The sequence below is a fragment of the Streptomyces sp. NPDC041135 genome, assembly GCF_055592085.1.
The window spans coordinates 398,212-412,577 of sequence record NZ_JBVIYZ010000005.1; the positions used below are offsets into that span (position 1 = coordinate 398,212).

The window sequence follows — 14,366 nt, forward strand, 5'->3', positions numbered from 1 at the left end:
TTCAGCCGGGCGGACCTGGAGGCCGCCCGCGACCGGCTCGTCCCGGACGTGGTCGCGGACGGCCTCCATGTGCTGTTCTGCGGTATCAACCCCGGGCTCATGACCGCCGCGACGGGCCACCACTTCGCCCGCCCCGGCAACCGGTTCTGGCCGGTGCTGCACCTGTCCGGGTTCACCCCGCGGCTGCTGGCGCCCGCCGAGCAGCGGGAGCTGCTGTCGTACGGGCTCGGGATCACCAACGTGGTGGCGCGGGCGACGGCCCGCGCCGACGAGCTGACGGCCGCGGAGTACGCCGAGGGCGGACGGCTGCTCACCGAGAAGGTGACGCGGCTGCGCCCGAGGTGGCTCGCGGTGGTCGGGGTGACCGCGTACCGGGCCGCGTTCGCCGACCCCAAGGCGCGGGTCGGGCCGCAGGAGCGGCTGATCGGCGGCACTCGCGTGTGGGTGCTGCCCAATCCCAGCGGGCTGAACGCGCACTGGACGACGGCGACCATGGCCGAGGAGTTCGCGCGGCTGCGGGCAGCGGCGTGGGCCGGGCCGGTCACGGAGGATCGGTCTCCGTGACCACCGCCAGCAGCTGACAGGGCAGCTCCGCGCCCCACTGGGACACGCCCAGGGCGACCCAGCGGCCGGCCGGTGACCTCCACAGCTGCATGTCGGGCACGCAGGCCCCGAGCGACCCCCACGGTTCCCCGAACTCCTCCCCCTGCACGCTCCGGTGCAGGACGCTGAACAGGCTGAACCTGTGCGGCGGCCCCCAGCGCTCGGCGAGCCGCTCCCCCAGCGCGTCGCGGTCGGCGTCGTACTGCTCCCTCGTCTCCTCCCGCGCGGCGTGGTCCTCGTGGAAGTCATCGCTGGTCTGTAACTCGGCTATGAGGTAACCGGGTCCGCCCGTGCCGACGTCCGTCCTGCCGTGCTCCGCGGGGAAGTCCCGGGTGCACAGCCGGTCGATCACGGCGAGGTACTTCGCGATGTCCATGGAAGCCAGTAAAGCGGCGGCCACTGACAATTGGCGTGGCGTCAGCCGAGCGGTGGTGGGCCGCGCCCTGCGGCGCACGGGCCCGATGATGGCGACTTGTCGCCATGTCGTCCCGGCCGGGCGCCCGCGTGCCGTCCCCGGAGGGCCGGGCCGCCGTCGGCGGGCGGTCGGGGTGCCCGGCACTCGCCGGGGCGACTCCCGCCGAGTACGATCCGCCCAACACGCGCACGAGCTGGGAGGACGGACGTTGGGGCAGCTGACCGGCGGCGATCCCTCGCTGCTGCGCAGGATCAACTCCGCGGTGGTGCTGCACGCGCTGCGGGCCACGGACTGCGCGACGCTCACCGAGATCACCCGGGTCACCGGGCTGTCCCGGCCGACCGTCGAGGGCGTCGTCGAGGGGCTCATCGAGGCCGGGCTGGTGGTGGAGACGGCGGCCGAGGAGGGCACCGCACGGCGGCAGGGGCGGCCCGCGCGCCGGTTCCGGTTCCGGGCCGAGGCGGGACACCTGCTGGGCCTGGAGATCGGCGCGCACCGCGTGGCCGCCCTGCTGTCCGACCTCGACGGGCGGGTCCTGGGCGCCCAGGCCAAGGAGGTCGGTGAGACGGCCGACCCGGACGAGCGGCTTGAACGCCTGCGCGGCGCGGTCGCCGAGCTGCTGCGGCGGGCCGGGGTCGCCCGCGGCTCGCTGCGCGCGGTCGGCGTCGGCACGCCGGGGATCGTCGAGGCCGACGGCACGGTGCGGCTGGGCACCGCGCTGCCCCAGTGGACGGGGCTGCGGCTCGGCGAACGGCTCGGCCGCTCCTTCAAGTGCCCGGTGCTGGTGGAGAACGACGCCAACGCGGCCGCCGTCGCCGAGCACTGGAAGGGCGCCGCGACCGAGACGGACGACGTGGTGTTCGTGCTGGCCGGGCTGAGTCCGGGCGCCGGTGCGCTGATCGGCGGGCGCCTGCACCGGGGGTACGGCGGCGCGGCCGGCGAGATCGGCGCGCTGCACCTGCTGGGCCGGGAGGTGACTCCGGAGACCCTGCTCTCGACCACCGACGAGCCGCTGCACCCGCTGGACGAGCAGGCGGTGGCCGAGGTCTTCGCGCTGGCCCGCAAGGGTGACCTGCGGGCGCGCGCGGCGGAGGAGCGGTTCATCCAGCGGCTCGTGCACGACGTGGCCGCGCTGGTGCTGGCGCTCGACCCGGAGCTGGTCGTGGTCGGCGGCTGGGCGGCCGGTCTCGACGGCGTGCTGGAGCCGCTGCGCCGCGAGCTGGAGCGCTACTGCCTGCGCCCGCCCAGGGTGGCGCTGTCCGTGCTGGGCGAGGCGGCGGTGGCCACGGGCGCGTTGCGGCTCGCCCTCGACCACGTGGAGAAGCAGCTGTTCGCGGTGGAGGGGACGGTCACGGCCCGGGGCTGACGGCCCGGTGCGCACGGCACGGCCGTGGGCCGGGTGCCGGCCTCGGTGGGCGACGAGCCGCCCGCCCCGGCGAGGCGGGACGGGCGGGGTGCCGTACGGGCTACGAGGCCTGGCGTTCGGGGCCGTGGTGTATCTCCACGCCCCCCGAGTCGCCGAAGGTCAGCCGGCAGGTGTCGGCGCGGTAGGTGGCCACGGAGACCGCGGCGGTGCGGCCCTCGGCGAAGAAGCGGGTGGTGACGACGAGGACCGGCGCCCCGGGCAGCCGGTCGAGTTCCTTGGCGTCGTCGGCGCGGGCGGAGCCCAGCTCCACGGCGCGGTCCTCCCCCTCCAGCTCCAGGCGCTGCAGTTCGCGCAGCACCGCACGCGCGCGTGCCGGGCCGGACGGGGCGTCTATCCCGGAGAGGTCGGGGACCGAGGCCACCGGGATGTACAGCAGCTCGGCCGCGACCTGCTGCCCGTGCGACGTCCGGGAGCGGCGCACGGTGTGCACGGTCTCCTCCGGGCCGGTCTCCAGGGCCGCGGCCACGGCGGCGGGCGGCACGGAGCGGGCGCAGTCGGCGGGCTGCCAGGCGTCACCGGCGGCGCCCGGCCAGATGTGCTGTTCGGTGCCGACGGCGACTCCCACGCGCGGGGGCGCGACGGTCGTGCCGACGCCGCGGCGGCGCTGGAGGCGGCCTTCGAGTTCCAGCTGCTCCAGAGCCTGGCGGAGGGTGGCGCGGGCCACCCCGAAGCGGGCGGCGAGATCGCGCTCGTTGGGCAGGATCTCGCCGACCGAGAACTCGGAGTCCAGTGCCTCACTGAGCACGGTCCTGAGATGCCAGTACTTCGGTTCCGGCACCGTTTCCAGCTGCGTGGTCCCCACCCTGTCCTCCGCAATCGCCGTCGTCCGGCGGTTTTTAGCGCCCTTGTTTATTAAAGGTTGTTGCACTTCTCTGCGACCATAGGGCGGCCCACACCCTTGGTCAAGACCAATCGTCGGACCCTTGGGGAAGCCATGGGGAGGCCGCCGCACAGCGTTCACGAAGGGTTCGCGCGGGGCCGCGTGCGTGACATCGCGGCAAAGCCCCGTTCGGGAGTCACCGGGAACTACCCGCCAGTAGTGTTTGCTGACAAGCCGTCTACGGCGTCCGTCAGCAGTCACAGCCGAGGAGCACCCATGTCCGCCACCGTCTCCTTCCCGGTCCCGACCCCGCACGGCCCGCAGGAGGTGACCGTCTCCTACGCGCGCGTGGGCCGCGGCGAACCGCTGGTGCTGCTGCACGGCATCGGCCATCACCGCCAGGCCTGGGACCCGGTCGTGGAGATCCTCGCCACCGAGCGCGACGTGATCGCGGTGGACCTGCCGGGGTTCGGCGCCTCCCCGGCCCTGCCGGACCGCCTCGCCTACGACCTGCTGTCGACGAACGCCGTGCTCACCGGCCTGTTCGCCGCGCTGGAGCTGGACCGCCCGCACGTCGCGGGCAACTCGCTGGGCGGTCTGCTGGCCCTGGAGCTGGGCCGCGGCAGGGCCGTACGGTCCGTCACCGCCCTCTCCCCCGCCGGGTTCTGGACCCAGGCCGAGCGGCGCTACGCCTTCGGTGTCCTGCTCACGATGCGCAGGATCGCCCAGCGGCTGCCGGTGCCCCTGATCGAACGGCTGGCCCGGTCCGCGGCCGGCCGTACCGCCCTGACGAGCACCATCTACGCCCGGCCCGCGCGCCGTTCGCCGCAGGACGTGGTCGCCGAGACGCTGGCGATGGCACGGGCCACCGGCTTCGACGCCACGCTCGCCGCGGGCACCTCCGTGCGGTTCACGGACGACCTCGCCGGGGTGCCCGTCACCGTGGGCTGGGGCACCAGGGACCGGCTGCTGGTACGCCGCCAGGGCGTGCGGGCCAAGCAGATCGTCCCCCACGCCCGGCTGGTGCGGCTGCCGGGCTGCGGACACGTGCCGATGCACGACGACCCGGCGCTGGTCGCCCGCGTCCTCCTCGACGGCAGCCGCTGACCGGCTGGGCGAGCTGTTCACCCGGGGTTCGCGCACGCGTCGCGGCGCCCCAGTAGGTGTGTGACCGCACACTTGGCCGGATCCCGCCCCGGAGGCGCAGTCATGTCACACCGTCCGTTCCCCGGCCGCCGCAGCGTGCTGCGCGGCTCGCTCGCCGCGTCGGCGGCCCTGACCGTGCCGGGCGCGCTCGGCGCCGCACCGGCGTTCGCCCTGTCCGGACGGCCGAGGGCCGACTGGGGCGTACAGGCGGGCGACGTGGGCACCGACTCCGGGCTGGTGTGGGTCCGCTCGGACCGGCCCGCCCGGATGATCGTGCAGACCGCGGCCACCGAGTCCTTCCGCGACCCGCACACCTGGCGGGGCCCGCTGCTGGGCGCCGGCACCGACTTCACCGGCACCACCCGGCTGCACGGCCTGCCGTCCGGCGAACAGATCCACTACCGCGTGCTGCTCGCCGACCCCGACGACCCGCGCCGCACGGGCGAGCCGGTGACGGGCACCTTCCGTACGGTGTCCCGGCGCCGGCGCGACGGCGTGCGGTTCCTCTGGTCCGGCGACCTGGCAGGCCAGGGCTGGGGCATCAACCCCGACCTGGGCGGGTACCGCATCTACCGGGCGATGGGCCGGCTGGACCCGGACTTCTTCCTGTGCAGCGGTGACAGCGTCTACGCCGACGGCCCCGTCGGCGCCACCCAGGCGCTGCCCGACGGCGGCACCTGGCGCAACCTCGTCACCGAGGAGAAGTCCAAGGTCGCCGAGACGCTGGCCGAGTACCGGGGCAACTTCCGCTACAACCTGCTCGACGACAACCTCCGCCGGTTCAACGCCCAGGTCCCGTCGGTCGTGCAGTGGGACGACCACGAGGTGCGCAACAACTGGTACCCGGGCGAGGTCGTCGCCGCCTCGGACACCCGCTACACCGAGAAGAGCGTCGACGTGCTGGCGGCCCGCGCCCGGCGGGCGTTCAGCGAGTACGCCCCGGTCCCGACCCTGCGCCCCGGCGCCCGGGAGGGCCGCGTCCAGCGTGTGCTGCGCCACGGCCCGCTGCTGGACGTGTTCGTGCTCGACATGCGGACCTACCGCAACGCCAACTCCCCCGACGACCAGCGGACCGACCCGCAGGGCATCCTGGGCCGGGAGCAACTGGAGTGGCTGAAGGGCGAGCTGTCCCGGTCGCGCGCGGTGTGGAAGGTGATCGCCGCGGACATGCCGCTGGGGCTGGTGGTGCCGGACGCGACGGAGAACCGGCCGAACTTCGAGGCCGTCGCCCAGGGCGACCCCGGCGCCCCGCTCGGCCGGGAGCTTCAGATCGCCGAGCTGCTGCGGTTCATCAAGCACCGGCGGATCACCGGCACGCTGTGGCTGACGGCCGACGTGCACCACACCTCCGCCCAGCACTACCGGCCCGAGCGGGCGGCGTTCACCGACTTCGAGCCGTTCTGGGAGTTCGTCTCCGGCCCGCTCAACGCGGGCGCCTTCCCGGCCAGCGCGCTGGACGGCACCTTCGGTCCGGAACGGGTCTTCGTGAAGGCGCCGACCGAGTCGAACGTCTCCCCGGCCGGGGGGTACCAGTTCTTCGGCGAGGTCGACATCGACGGTGACAGCGGCGAGCTGACCGTGCGGCTGCGCGAGCAGGACGGCACGGTGCTGTTCACCCGGACGCTCCAGCCGGGCCGGGTCGGCCAGTAGCCACGCCGGGAGCCTTGCCGCGAGCGGACGGGCGGGCGGCTCCCGTACGCTTCACCTCTGTGCCGCGCACCGGCGTCATCCCCCGGCGCGCGGCACACCCCGTCCGGCCCCGACCGCGCCCCGCGGCACGGGTGTTCGCGGGCCGCCAGGGCCGCCGACCAGGTACGCACGATGCCGGTCGGCGAAGAACTGGAAAGAGCAACAAAAAGGGGCGTTTGCGCGCTTAACCCATCAGTCACATCTCGTTCGTGATCACGCAACACCGTTCCTCCACAGTGGCTGTATGACTCCGGACATGTCTGATGTGACGCGCACGAAGCACGGCCGCCCCGCCCACCATTGGCGGCGGGACGTCGTCGAACTCGCCGCCCTGTTCACGGCCGTCGCCGTGGCGGACGCGGTGGCCAATCTGGTCGGGCACGGGCCCGACGGCCCGGCGCTGCTGGTGATCTCGGCGATCGTGCTGGCCGCGACGGCGGGCTTCCACACCTGGTGGGCACGGCGCCACGGCCACGCACCCCCGGCCGGTGATACCGGTGCCCGGCCGCCCGCCGAGGGGCGGCAGGCCGGGCCGTCCGCCGACCCCGCCGCGACCCTGGAGGAGGCGGCCGGGACGAGCGCGCTGTGGCGGATGCGGACCACCGTGAAGGACGAACCGGGCTCGCTGGCGGCACTGTGCACGGCGCTGGCCGGGCGGCGCGTCGACATCCTGAGCCTGCAGACGCACCCCTTGGGCGACGGCACGGTGGACGAGTTCCTGCTGCGGGCCCCGGGCGACCTGGCGGCGGCCGAGGTGACCCGGGTGGTCGCGCGGGCCGGGGGCACGTCCACCTGGATCGAGCGGGCCGACGCGCACGACCTGGTGGACGCCCCCACCCGCGTCCTCGGCCTGGCGGCGCGCACCGCGCTGGACGCGGCGGAACTGCCGTTGGCGCTGAGGCAGCTGCTCGGGCGGTGCACGATCCGTTCGCTGCCCGCCAAGCCGGTCGGCGGTGGCCGCGGCCCCGAGGCGGTGCCCGTCGAAGGGGTGCTGGAGGACACCGTGCTGCGGCTGCGGGCCCCGGAGGGCGGGGTGATCACGGTGGAGCGGCCGTACCTGCCCTTCACGCCCACCGAGTTCGCCCGCGCCCGGGCGCTGGTGGACCTGGACAGCCGGCTCGGCCCGCGCATCCCGCGCGGCAAGGACGTGCTGACGCTGCCGGAGGGCAACTCCATCACGGTGCGCCGCGCCGACACGCGCGACGTCGAGGCGGCGAAGGCGATGCACGAGCGCTGCTCCACGCGCACCCTCGGTATGCGCTACCACGGCCCGGTCGGTGACGCGGACCGCTATCTGAACCACCTGCTCAGCCCCCGCTTCGGGCGGACACTCGCGGTGCAGACCGCCTCCGGCCGCATCGTCGGCCTCGGTCATCTGCTCTGGGACGGCGACGAGACGGAGGTCGCGCTGCTCGTCGAGGACGACTGGCAGCGGCGCGGCATCGGCGCCGAACTGCTGGGCCGGCTGGTGGCGATGGCGGGCGAGGCGGGCTGCGAGAGCGTGTACGCCGTGACGCAGGCCTCCAACACCGGCATGGTCGCCGCGATGCGCGGTCTCGGGCTGCCCCTCGACTACCAGATCGAGGAAGGCACCCTGGTCATCACCGCCCGGCTGGAAGCCGCGCCGGGCGGGTCCCGGCCGGCCCACGACAGCGACCGGCGCTCACTCGGCGGAGCGGCCCGGCGCGACTGAGCACGCGGGTCCCGGCCGGTCTGCCCGACTCGGCCGAGGTGTGCGGCTCGCCGCCGGGCACGGGGGGGCGGGCAGGACAGTGACGGCCCGGCGGATCACCGCCGGGCCGTCCGCGTTCCCCCTCACCCGGCCGCCCCGCTCACCCGGCCGCCCCCGTCACCCGGCCGCGCGCGTGCCGCTCACGCGGCCGCCCACCCGCCTGCCTGCCTCAGGCGTCCACCCGGCCGGCCGTCTCCTGACGACGGGCCGGCGTCCGCGAGGACTCCCGCTCGCCCAGGGCGGCGTCCAGGTCCGCCCAGAGGTCGTCGACGTCCTCCAGGCCGACCGACATCCGCAGCAGCCGGTCGCTCACCCCGGCTCCGCGCCGCTCCTCGGCGCCGACGATGCGGTGACTGATCGACGCCGGGTGCTGGATCAGCGTGTCGACGCTGCCCAGGCTCACCGCGGGGGTGATCAGCCGGACCCGGGAGATGACCTCGTGCGGGTCACCGTGCACCTCGAACGCGACCATCGCGCCGCCCAGCCGGGGATAGCGGACGCGGGCGACCCGGGGGTCGGCGGTGAGCCTGCGGGCCAGTTCGGCGGCGGTCGCGGAGGCGGCCCGTACCCGGACCGGCAGCGTGGACAGCCCCCTGAGCAGCAGATAGCCCGCCAGCGGATGCAGCACGCCGCCGGTCGCGAACCGTATCTGCCGCAGCCGCCCGGCGAGTTCCTCGTCGCAGGCCACCACACCGGCGAGCACGTCGCCGTGGCCGCCGAGGTACTTGGTCGCGCTGTGCAGCACCAGCCGCGCGCCCTGCTCGGCCGGACGCTGCAGCACCGGGGTGGCGAAGGTGTTGTCCGCGAGCAGGGGCACCGAGCCGCAGGAGTGGGCGACGGCCCGCAGGTCGAGTTCGGCGAGGGTGGGGTTGGCCGGCGTCTCGACCATCACCAGGCCGGTGTCCGGGCGCAGCGCGTCCGCGATGCCGGCGGGGTCGGTCCAGGTCACCTCGGTGCCGAGCAGCCCGGCGGTGAGCAGGTGGTCGCTGCAGCCGTACAGGGGCCGTACGGCGACGACATGGCGCAGCCCGACCGAGGCGCGGGCCAGCAGGACCGCGCTCAGCGCGGCCATGCCGCTGGCGAAGGCGACGGCCGACGCGGTGCCCTCGAGGCGGGCCAGGGCGGTCTCGAAGCGCGCGACCGTCGGGTTGCCCAGGCGCCCGTAGACCGGCGGTCCGTCCGGGTCGGCGCCGTCGGCGGCGAAGGCGTCGATGCGGGCGGCCTCGGCGCGGCTGTCGTAGGAGGGGTAGGTGGTGGACAGGTCGATCGGCGGGGCGTGCAGGCCCTGCCGGGCGAGGTCGTCGCGGCCGGCGTGCACGGCCTCGGTGGCCAGGGCGCGCCGTGCGGCGGGCGGTGCGGTGCGCACGGCACCGCAGGAACGGGAGTCGTCTGCGCGGGTGCTCGCTGAGTCCATGGCGGAAGGGTGAACACCGAACGGGTCATCGGGGTGCGGGCCCGTGTTACGTTCGGAGCATGCCCGAATCTGTCGTACTGGATCCGGTGGACCTGCATCTGCTGCGGCTGCTGCAGAACGACGCCCGGACCACCTACCGCGACCTCGCCGCCCAGGTGGGCGTGGCGCCGTCGACCTGTCTCGACCGGGTGGCCCGGCTGCGCCGCAGCGGTGTGATCCTCGGGCACCGGCTGCGGCTGGACCCGGCCCGGCTCGGGCGGGGTCTGCAGGCGCTGCTGTCGGTGCAGGTGCGGCCGCACCGGCGGGAGCTGGTGGGGCCGTTCGTGGAGCGGATCAGGGTGCTGCCGGAGTCGCTGACGGTGTTCCATCTGACCGGGCCCGACGACTACCTGGTGCACGTCGCCGTCGCGGACATGGCCGACCTTCAGCGGCTGGTGCTCGACGAGTTCACCTCGCAACGCGAGGTGGCCCGGGTGGAGACCCGGCTGATCTTCCAGCAGTGGGAGTGCGGTCCCCTGCTGCCACCGGCCGCCCGCCCGGCGCCCGCGCCCACGCCGACAGCTGAATCGGGGTGACGCGCGCCGGGTCGCCGTATGAGGATGGGCGGCATGTCTGAGACCCAGAGCCCCCTGCCCCGTGCGGTCGCCGACGCATACGTCGACGATCTCATCGCCCTCGACCCGGTCACCGGTACCTATCTCGGCGTGCAGGAGAGTTCCAGCAGGCTGCCCGACTACTCCCCGGCGGGCCAGCGGGCCCAGGCCGAGCTGGCGCGGACCACGCTCGCCAAGCTGGACGAGGCCGAGCGCCGGCCCGGCGCGGACAGTGACGTGGAGCGCCGCTGCGGGCGGCTGCTGCGGGAGCGGCTGACCGCCGAACTCGCGGTCATCGAGTCCGGTGAACACCTGCGCGCGATCGGAAACATGGCCACGCCGGGCCACGCGGTGCGCGACGTGTTCAGCGTGACGCCGACGCGGACGGACGAGGACTGGGCGGCGGTCGCCGAGCGGCTGCGGGCGGTGCCGGGCGCCCTCGCGGGCTACCGCGAGTCCCTGGCGCTCGGCCTGGAGCGCAAGCTGTACGCGGCGCCCCGGCCGACGGCCGCCTACATCGGCCAGCTCACCGAGTGGTCGGACACGGACGGCAAGGGCCGCGGCTGGTACGAGGACTTCGCCGCCGCCGGTCCGCAGTCGCTGCGCGCGGAGCTGGACAACGCCGCCCGGGCGGCGACCGCGGCGCTGGTGGAGCTGCGGGACTGGCTGCGGGACGTGTACGCGCCGGCCATCGAGGGCGCCCCCAACACGGTGGGCCGGGATCGGTACGCGCGCTGGGCCCGCTACTTCAACGGCATCGACCTGGACCTGGACGAGGCGTACGCCTACGGCTGGGCGGAGTTCCACCGCATCCTCGGTGAGATGCGGCAGGAGGCGGAGAAGATCCTGCCCGGCGCCGGGACACCGTGGGTGGCGCTGGCGCACCTGGACGAGCACGGCACCCACATCGAGGGCGTCGAGGAGGTCCGCGAGTGGCTCCAGGGCCTGATGGACCAGGCGATCGCGGAGCTGGACGGCACGCACTTCGAACTCGCCGAGCGGGTGCGGACGGTGGAGGCGCACATCGCGCCGCCCGGCGGCGCCGCGGCCCCGTACTACACGCCTCCGTCGGAGGACTTCTCCCGGCCGGGCCGCACCTGGCTGCCGACCATGGGCCAGACCCGTTTCCCCGTCTACGACCTGGTGTCGACCTGGTACCACGAGGGCGTGCCGGGCCACCACCTCCAGCTCGCGCAGTGGGCGCACGTGGCCGAGAACCTCTCGCGCTACCAGGCGACGGTCGGCGGGGTGAGCGCCAACGCGGAGGGCTGGGCGCTGTACGCCGAGCGGCTGATGGACGAGCTGGGCTATCTCACGGACCCGGAGCAGCGCCTCGGCTACCTCGACGCGCAGATGATGCGGGCGGCCCGGGTGATCGTCGACATCGGCATGCACCTGGAGCTGGAGATCCCGGCCGACTCGCCGTTCCACCCGGGTGAGCGCTGGACGCCCGAGCTGGCGCAGGAGTTCTTCGCCTCGCACAGCAGCCGGCCGGCGGACTTCGTGGAGAGCGAGCTGACCCGGTACCTGACCATCCCCGGCCAGGCGATCGGCTACAAGCTCGGTGAGCGGGCGTGGCTGCTGGGCCGGGAGAACGCCCGCAAGCGGCACGGCGACGCGTTCGACCTCAAGGCCTGGCACATGGCGGCCCTGTCCCAGGGGTCGCTGGGCCTGGACGACCTGGTGGACGAGCTGTCCCAGCTGTGACGGCCGCGCCGGCCCCGCGGTGAGCCGGGAGACCGCTGAGCCGGGAGGCGGATGAGCCCGTCCGGCGCGTCGCGCGAGCGGTCGTGCGACGCGCCGGACGGGACCGTTGCCGTGCCCCGCCCCCGGTCACCGGGGCCGGGGCGCCGCCCGTGTCTGCCGTTCGGCCGTCTCCCGGTGGCGGCGGGGTCCGGCGGACGGCTTGCTGGTGCGGGGGCCGCCGCAGAGGAAGCGAGCCGCGTATGCAGGGCACGGACCCGGGGCAGCAGCCACTGCGGACCCCGCGCGCCGCCGGGCCGGCCGGGGTCGTCTTCGCGCTGCTGCTGGCGGCGGCCATCGTCCTGGTCCGGCTGGGCATCCCGGAGGGGGCGGACGCGGTCTCCGCGCGGGCCTTCACCGACCCCGCTCAGCGCGGCGCGGTGCGGACGGCGCCGGCGCTGGTGCCGTTCGCCGGCATCTTCTTCCTGTGGTTCCTCGGTGCCGTGCGCGCCCATGTCGGAGAGGCCGAGGACCGGTTCCTCGCCACCGTCCTGCTGGGCAGCGGACTGGTCTTCACCGCCTGCATGTTCGCGGCGGCCGCCGCGGCCGGTGCCGTCCTGGACGTCGCGCATCCCGAGGGCGCCGCTCCGGCCCTGTCCGCCTGGGACTTCGGCAGGCACTACGCCTACCTGCTGATGAACGGGTTCGGGATGCGGATGGCGGCCGTCTTCGTGTGCTCCATGTCGGTGATCGGACACCGGCTCGGCGTCCTGCCGCGCCGGCTGACGGTCCTGGGGTTCCTCACCGCGCTGTGCCTGCTCCTGCTGGCGTCGAACGTGCCCTGGAGCGAGCTGGTCTTCCCGGCGTGGTCACTGGTCCTGAGCATCCACATCCTCCTGGCCGGCCGCCGCGCCCGGCGGGGCGCCGCCGCTCCCGGGTGAGCGGCGGGCGTACCTGCCCCCGGCGACGCCGACCCGCGCGGGCCGCGCCGCGCGCGGCGACCGCTCACCCGATCGGCACGTCCCGGCGCGCCGGGGTCCGCCGCGGCTTACATGCTGGCGGGCGGGAGATGACCGCCGTCCGGGGATGCCCGCGCGAGGGCCGGCGCACCGGACCTGGCACCGAAAGGGCGGAGCGCCGATGAGACTCGTCGTCGACCTCAACAAGTGTCAGGGGTACGCGCAGTGTGCGTTCCTCGCCCCGGACGTCTTCGCCATGCACGGTGAGGAGTCGCTGCTGTACAGCCCCCGGGCCGACGACATCCAGCGGGAGCGGGTGGCCCGCGCCGTGGCCGCCTGCCCCGTGCAGGCGATCACCGCCGACGGACCGCGCGGCGCGGACGCGGCGCCGGACGCCCCACCGCGGGAGCCGTCCGATGCCCGCTGACTACCTGGAGTGGCTCAGGCGCGAGGGCCGGATCGTCATCGTGGGCGCCTCGCTGGCCGGGCTGCGGGCCGCCGAGACGCTGCGCGCGGAGGGGTTCGCCGGATCGCTCACCCTGATCGGCGACGAGCCCTACGAGCCGTACGACCGGCCGCCGCTGTCCAAGGCGGTCCTGCTGGGCAGGGCGTCCCCGCACCACACCGAGCTGCCCCGGCGCCGGGAGATCGACGCCGAGTGGCGCCTGGGCGTCGCCGCGAGCGGACTCGACATGACCCGCAGACGGGTGCTGCTGGCCGACGGGGACGAGGTGGAGTACGACCGGCTGCTGATCGCCACCGGTGTGCGGGCCAGGCCCTGGCCGAAGGAGACGGAGGCCCAGCTGGACGGTGTGTTCCTGCTGCGGACCCGGGACGACGCGGCCGGGCTGTACCACCGGCTGAAGTCCGGGGCGCGCCGGGTGTTCGTCATCGGCGCCGGGTTCGCCGGCTCCGAGGTCGCCTCGGCCTGCCGGGAGCTGGGCGTCGCGGTCACCGTGGCCGAGCGGGCCGGCGCGCCGCTGGTGGGCGCCCTCGGCGGCGTCATCGGGGCGGTCGCGGCGGAGCTGCACCGGGACAAGGGCGTGGATCTGCGCACCCGGGTCACGGTGACGTCGCTGGAGGGCGACGCCGTGGGCCGGGTGCGGGCCGTCCACCTGTCCGACGAGAGCGTCGTCGAGGCGGACGTGGTGGTGGTCTCGCTGGGGTCGCTGCGCAACACCGAGTGGCTGACCGGTTCCGGGCTCGGCGCCGGCCCGCGGGGCATCGCCTGTGACGCGGGCTGCCGGGCCTTCGACTTCCGCGGCATCGTCACCGACGACGTCTTCGTCGCCGGTGACGTCGCCCGGTCCCCGCACGCGCTGTTCGGCTACCAGTTCCTGTCCCTGGAGCACTGGGGCAACGCCGTCGCGCAGGCGGAGACGGCCGCGCACAACATGATCAGCCCCAGCGCCGAGCGGCGCCCGCACCTGTGGACGCCGGCCTTCTGGTCCGCGCAGTTCGGGGTGAACATCAAGTCGGTCGGCGTTCCGCCGATGGGCGACCAGATCATGATCACTCAAGGGTCGCTCGCCGAGCGCCGGTTCGTCGGCGTCTACGGCCACCAGGGCCGGATGGTGGCCGCCGTGAGCTTCGACAACACGCGGTGGCTGGAGTTCTACCAGCAGCAGATCGAGCGCGGCGCGCCCTTCCCGGTGGAATTCCCGACGATGGACCGCCGTCCCGAGGGCCGCCGCGCGGTGCCGGCCGACTTCCCCGACCCGTCGCTGCCCACGCACGGGCCGATGGTGACGCTCAGCGGCTACTCGCCGGCTGACCGCCGCCTCGTCTTCACACCGGCCCGGCACTGACCGCCGCCCGGCCGCCCCCGCCCCACCGCCCTCCTTCCCGTCCCGCTCCGCCGGCCGTGCCCCGCCCGCCCGGCGCTC

Annotated in this window: 13 protein-coding genes; 10 read left to right on the forward strand and 3 right to left on the reverse strand. The window is 74.8% G+C overall.

The genetic code is table 11. The annotated features are described in order from the left end of the window. Positions 1–15 precede the first annotated feature (15 nt). Entirely contained in the window at positions 16–564 is a 549-nt protein-coding gene (gene mug, locus ACZ6CZ_RS15375; protein ID WP_469020551.1) for a G/U mismatch-specific DNA glycosylase, read from the forward strand. On the opposite strand, the gene ACZ6CZ_RS15380 is transcribed toward mug, so the two are convergent. Continuing rightward, entirely contained in the window at positions 542–979 is a 438-nt protein-coding gene (locus tag ACZ6CZ_RS15380) for a hypothetical protein (RefSeq protein ID WP_469020145.1), read from the reverse strand. The two genes, mug and ACZ6CZ_RS15380, sit on opposite strands and share 23 nt — an antisense overlap. Before the next feature lie 247 nt (positions 980–1,226). Here ACZ6CZ_RS15380 and ACZ6CZ_RS15385 point away from each other — a divergent pair, with 247 nt between their 5' ends. Continuing rightward, a complete protein-coding gene (locus ACZ6CZ_RS15385) occupies positions 1,227–2,384 on the forward strand; it encodes an ROK family transcriptional regulator (RefSeq protein WP_469020147.1) in 1,158 nt (385 codons plus the stop codon). Between the two features lie 100 nt (positions 2,385–2,484). Here the strand turns inward: ACZ6CZ_RS15385 and ACZ6CZ_RS15390 are convergent, their stop codons facing one another. After that, complete coding sequence (locus ACZ6CZ_RS15390) at positions 2,485–3,246, reverse strand: GntR family transcriptional regulator (RefSeq protein ID WP_469020155.1); 762 nt, start codon at positions 3,244–3,246, stop codon at positions 2,485–2,487. Between the two features lie 294 nt (positions 3,247–3,540). On the opposite strand from ACZ6CZ_RS15390, the gene ACZ6CZ_RS15395 reads away from it, so the two are divergent. The 3 genes from ACZ6CZ_RS15395 to ACZ6CZ_RS15405 all read left to right on the forward strand — a co-directional run bounded on the left by ACZ6CZ_RS15395 (position 3,541) and on the right by ACZ6CZ_RS15405 (position 7,792). Further along, complete coding sequence (locus ACZ6CZ_RS15395; RefSeq protein WP_469020158.1) at positions 3,541–4,371, forward strand: alpha/beta fold hydrolase; 831 nt, start codon at positions 3,541–3,543, stop codon at positions 4,369–4,371. 102 nt (positions 4,372–4,473) lie between these two features. Then, complete coding sequence (locus tag ACZ6CZ_RS15400) at positions 4,474–6,060, forward strand: alkaline phosphatase D family protein (protein WP_469020160.1); 1,587 nt, start codon at positions 4,474–4,476, stop codon at positions 6,058–6,060. A gap of 295 nt (positions 6,061–6,355) precedes the next feature. Then, positions 6,356–7,792, forward strand: a complete 1,437-nt coding sequence (locus tag ACZ6CZ_RS15405) for a GNAT family N-acetyltransferase (RefSeq protein WP_469020163.1) — start codon at positions 6,356–6,358, stop codon at positions 7,790–7,792. Positions 7,793–8,000: 208 nt separating this feature from the next. Here ACZ6CZ_RS15405 and ACZ6CZ_RS15410 read toward each other — a convergent pair whose 3' ends face one another. Further along, on the reverse strand, positions 8,001–9,245 hold the full coding sequence (locus ACZ6CZ_RS15410) for a trans-sulfuration enzyme family protein (RefSeq protein ID WP_469020166.1): 1,245 nt from the start codon (positions 9,243–9,245) through the stop codon (positions 8,001–8,003). Positions 9,246–9,304: 59 nt separating this feature from the next. Here ACZ6CZ_RS15410 and ACZ6CZ_RS15415 point away from each other — a divergent pair, with 59 nt between their 5' ends. The 5 genes from ACZ6CZ_RS15415 to ACZ6CZ_RS15435 all read left to right on the forward strand — a co-directional run bounded on the left by ACZ6CZ_RS15415 (position 9,305) and on the right by ACZ6CZ_RS15435 (position 14,288). Next, on the forward strand, positions 9,305–9,820 hold the full coding sequence (locus tag ACZ6CZ_RS15415) for an Lrp/AsnC family transcriptional regulator (RefSeq protein WP_469020171.1): 516 nt from the start codon (positions 9,305–9,307) through the stop codon (positions 9,818–9,820). A 33-nt stretch (positions 9,821–9,853) separates the two neighbouring features. After that, positions 9,854–11,545: a DUF885 domain-containing protein gene (locus ACZ6CZ_RS15420; protein WP_469020176.1), complete on the forward strand. Its 1,692-nt coding sequence runs from the start codon at positions 9,854–9,856 to the stop codon at positions 11,543–11,545. A 239-nt stretch (positions 11,546–11,784) separates the two neighbouring features. Next, complete coding sequence (locus tag ACZ6CZ_RS15425) at positions 11,785–12,462, forward strand: hypothetical protein (protein ID WP_469020181.1); 678 nt, start codon at positions 11,785–11,787, stop codon at positions 12,460–12,462. Positions 12,463–12,661: 199 nt separating this feature from the next. Further along, entirely contained in the window at positions 12,662–12,907 is a 246-nt protein-coding gene (locus tag ACZ6CZ_RS15430; protein ID WP_469020185.1) for a ferredoxin, read from the forward strand. Next, positions 12,897–14,288, forward strand: a complete 1,392-nt coding sequence (locus ACZ6CZ_RS15435) for an NAD(P)/FAD-dependent oxidoreductase (protein WP_469020187.1) — start codon at positions 12,897–12,899, stop codon at positions 14,286–14,288. The genes ACZ6CZ_RS15430 and ACZ6CZ_RS15435 overlap by 11 nt, the downstream gene beginning before the upstream one ends. Positions 14,289–14,366 lie beyond the last annotated feature (78 nt).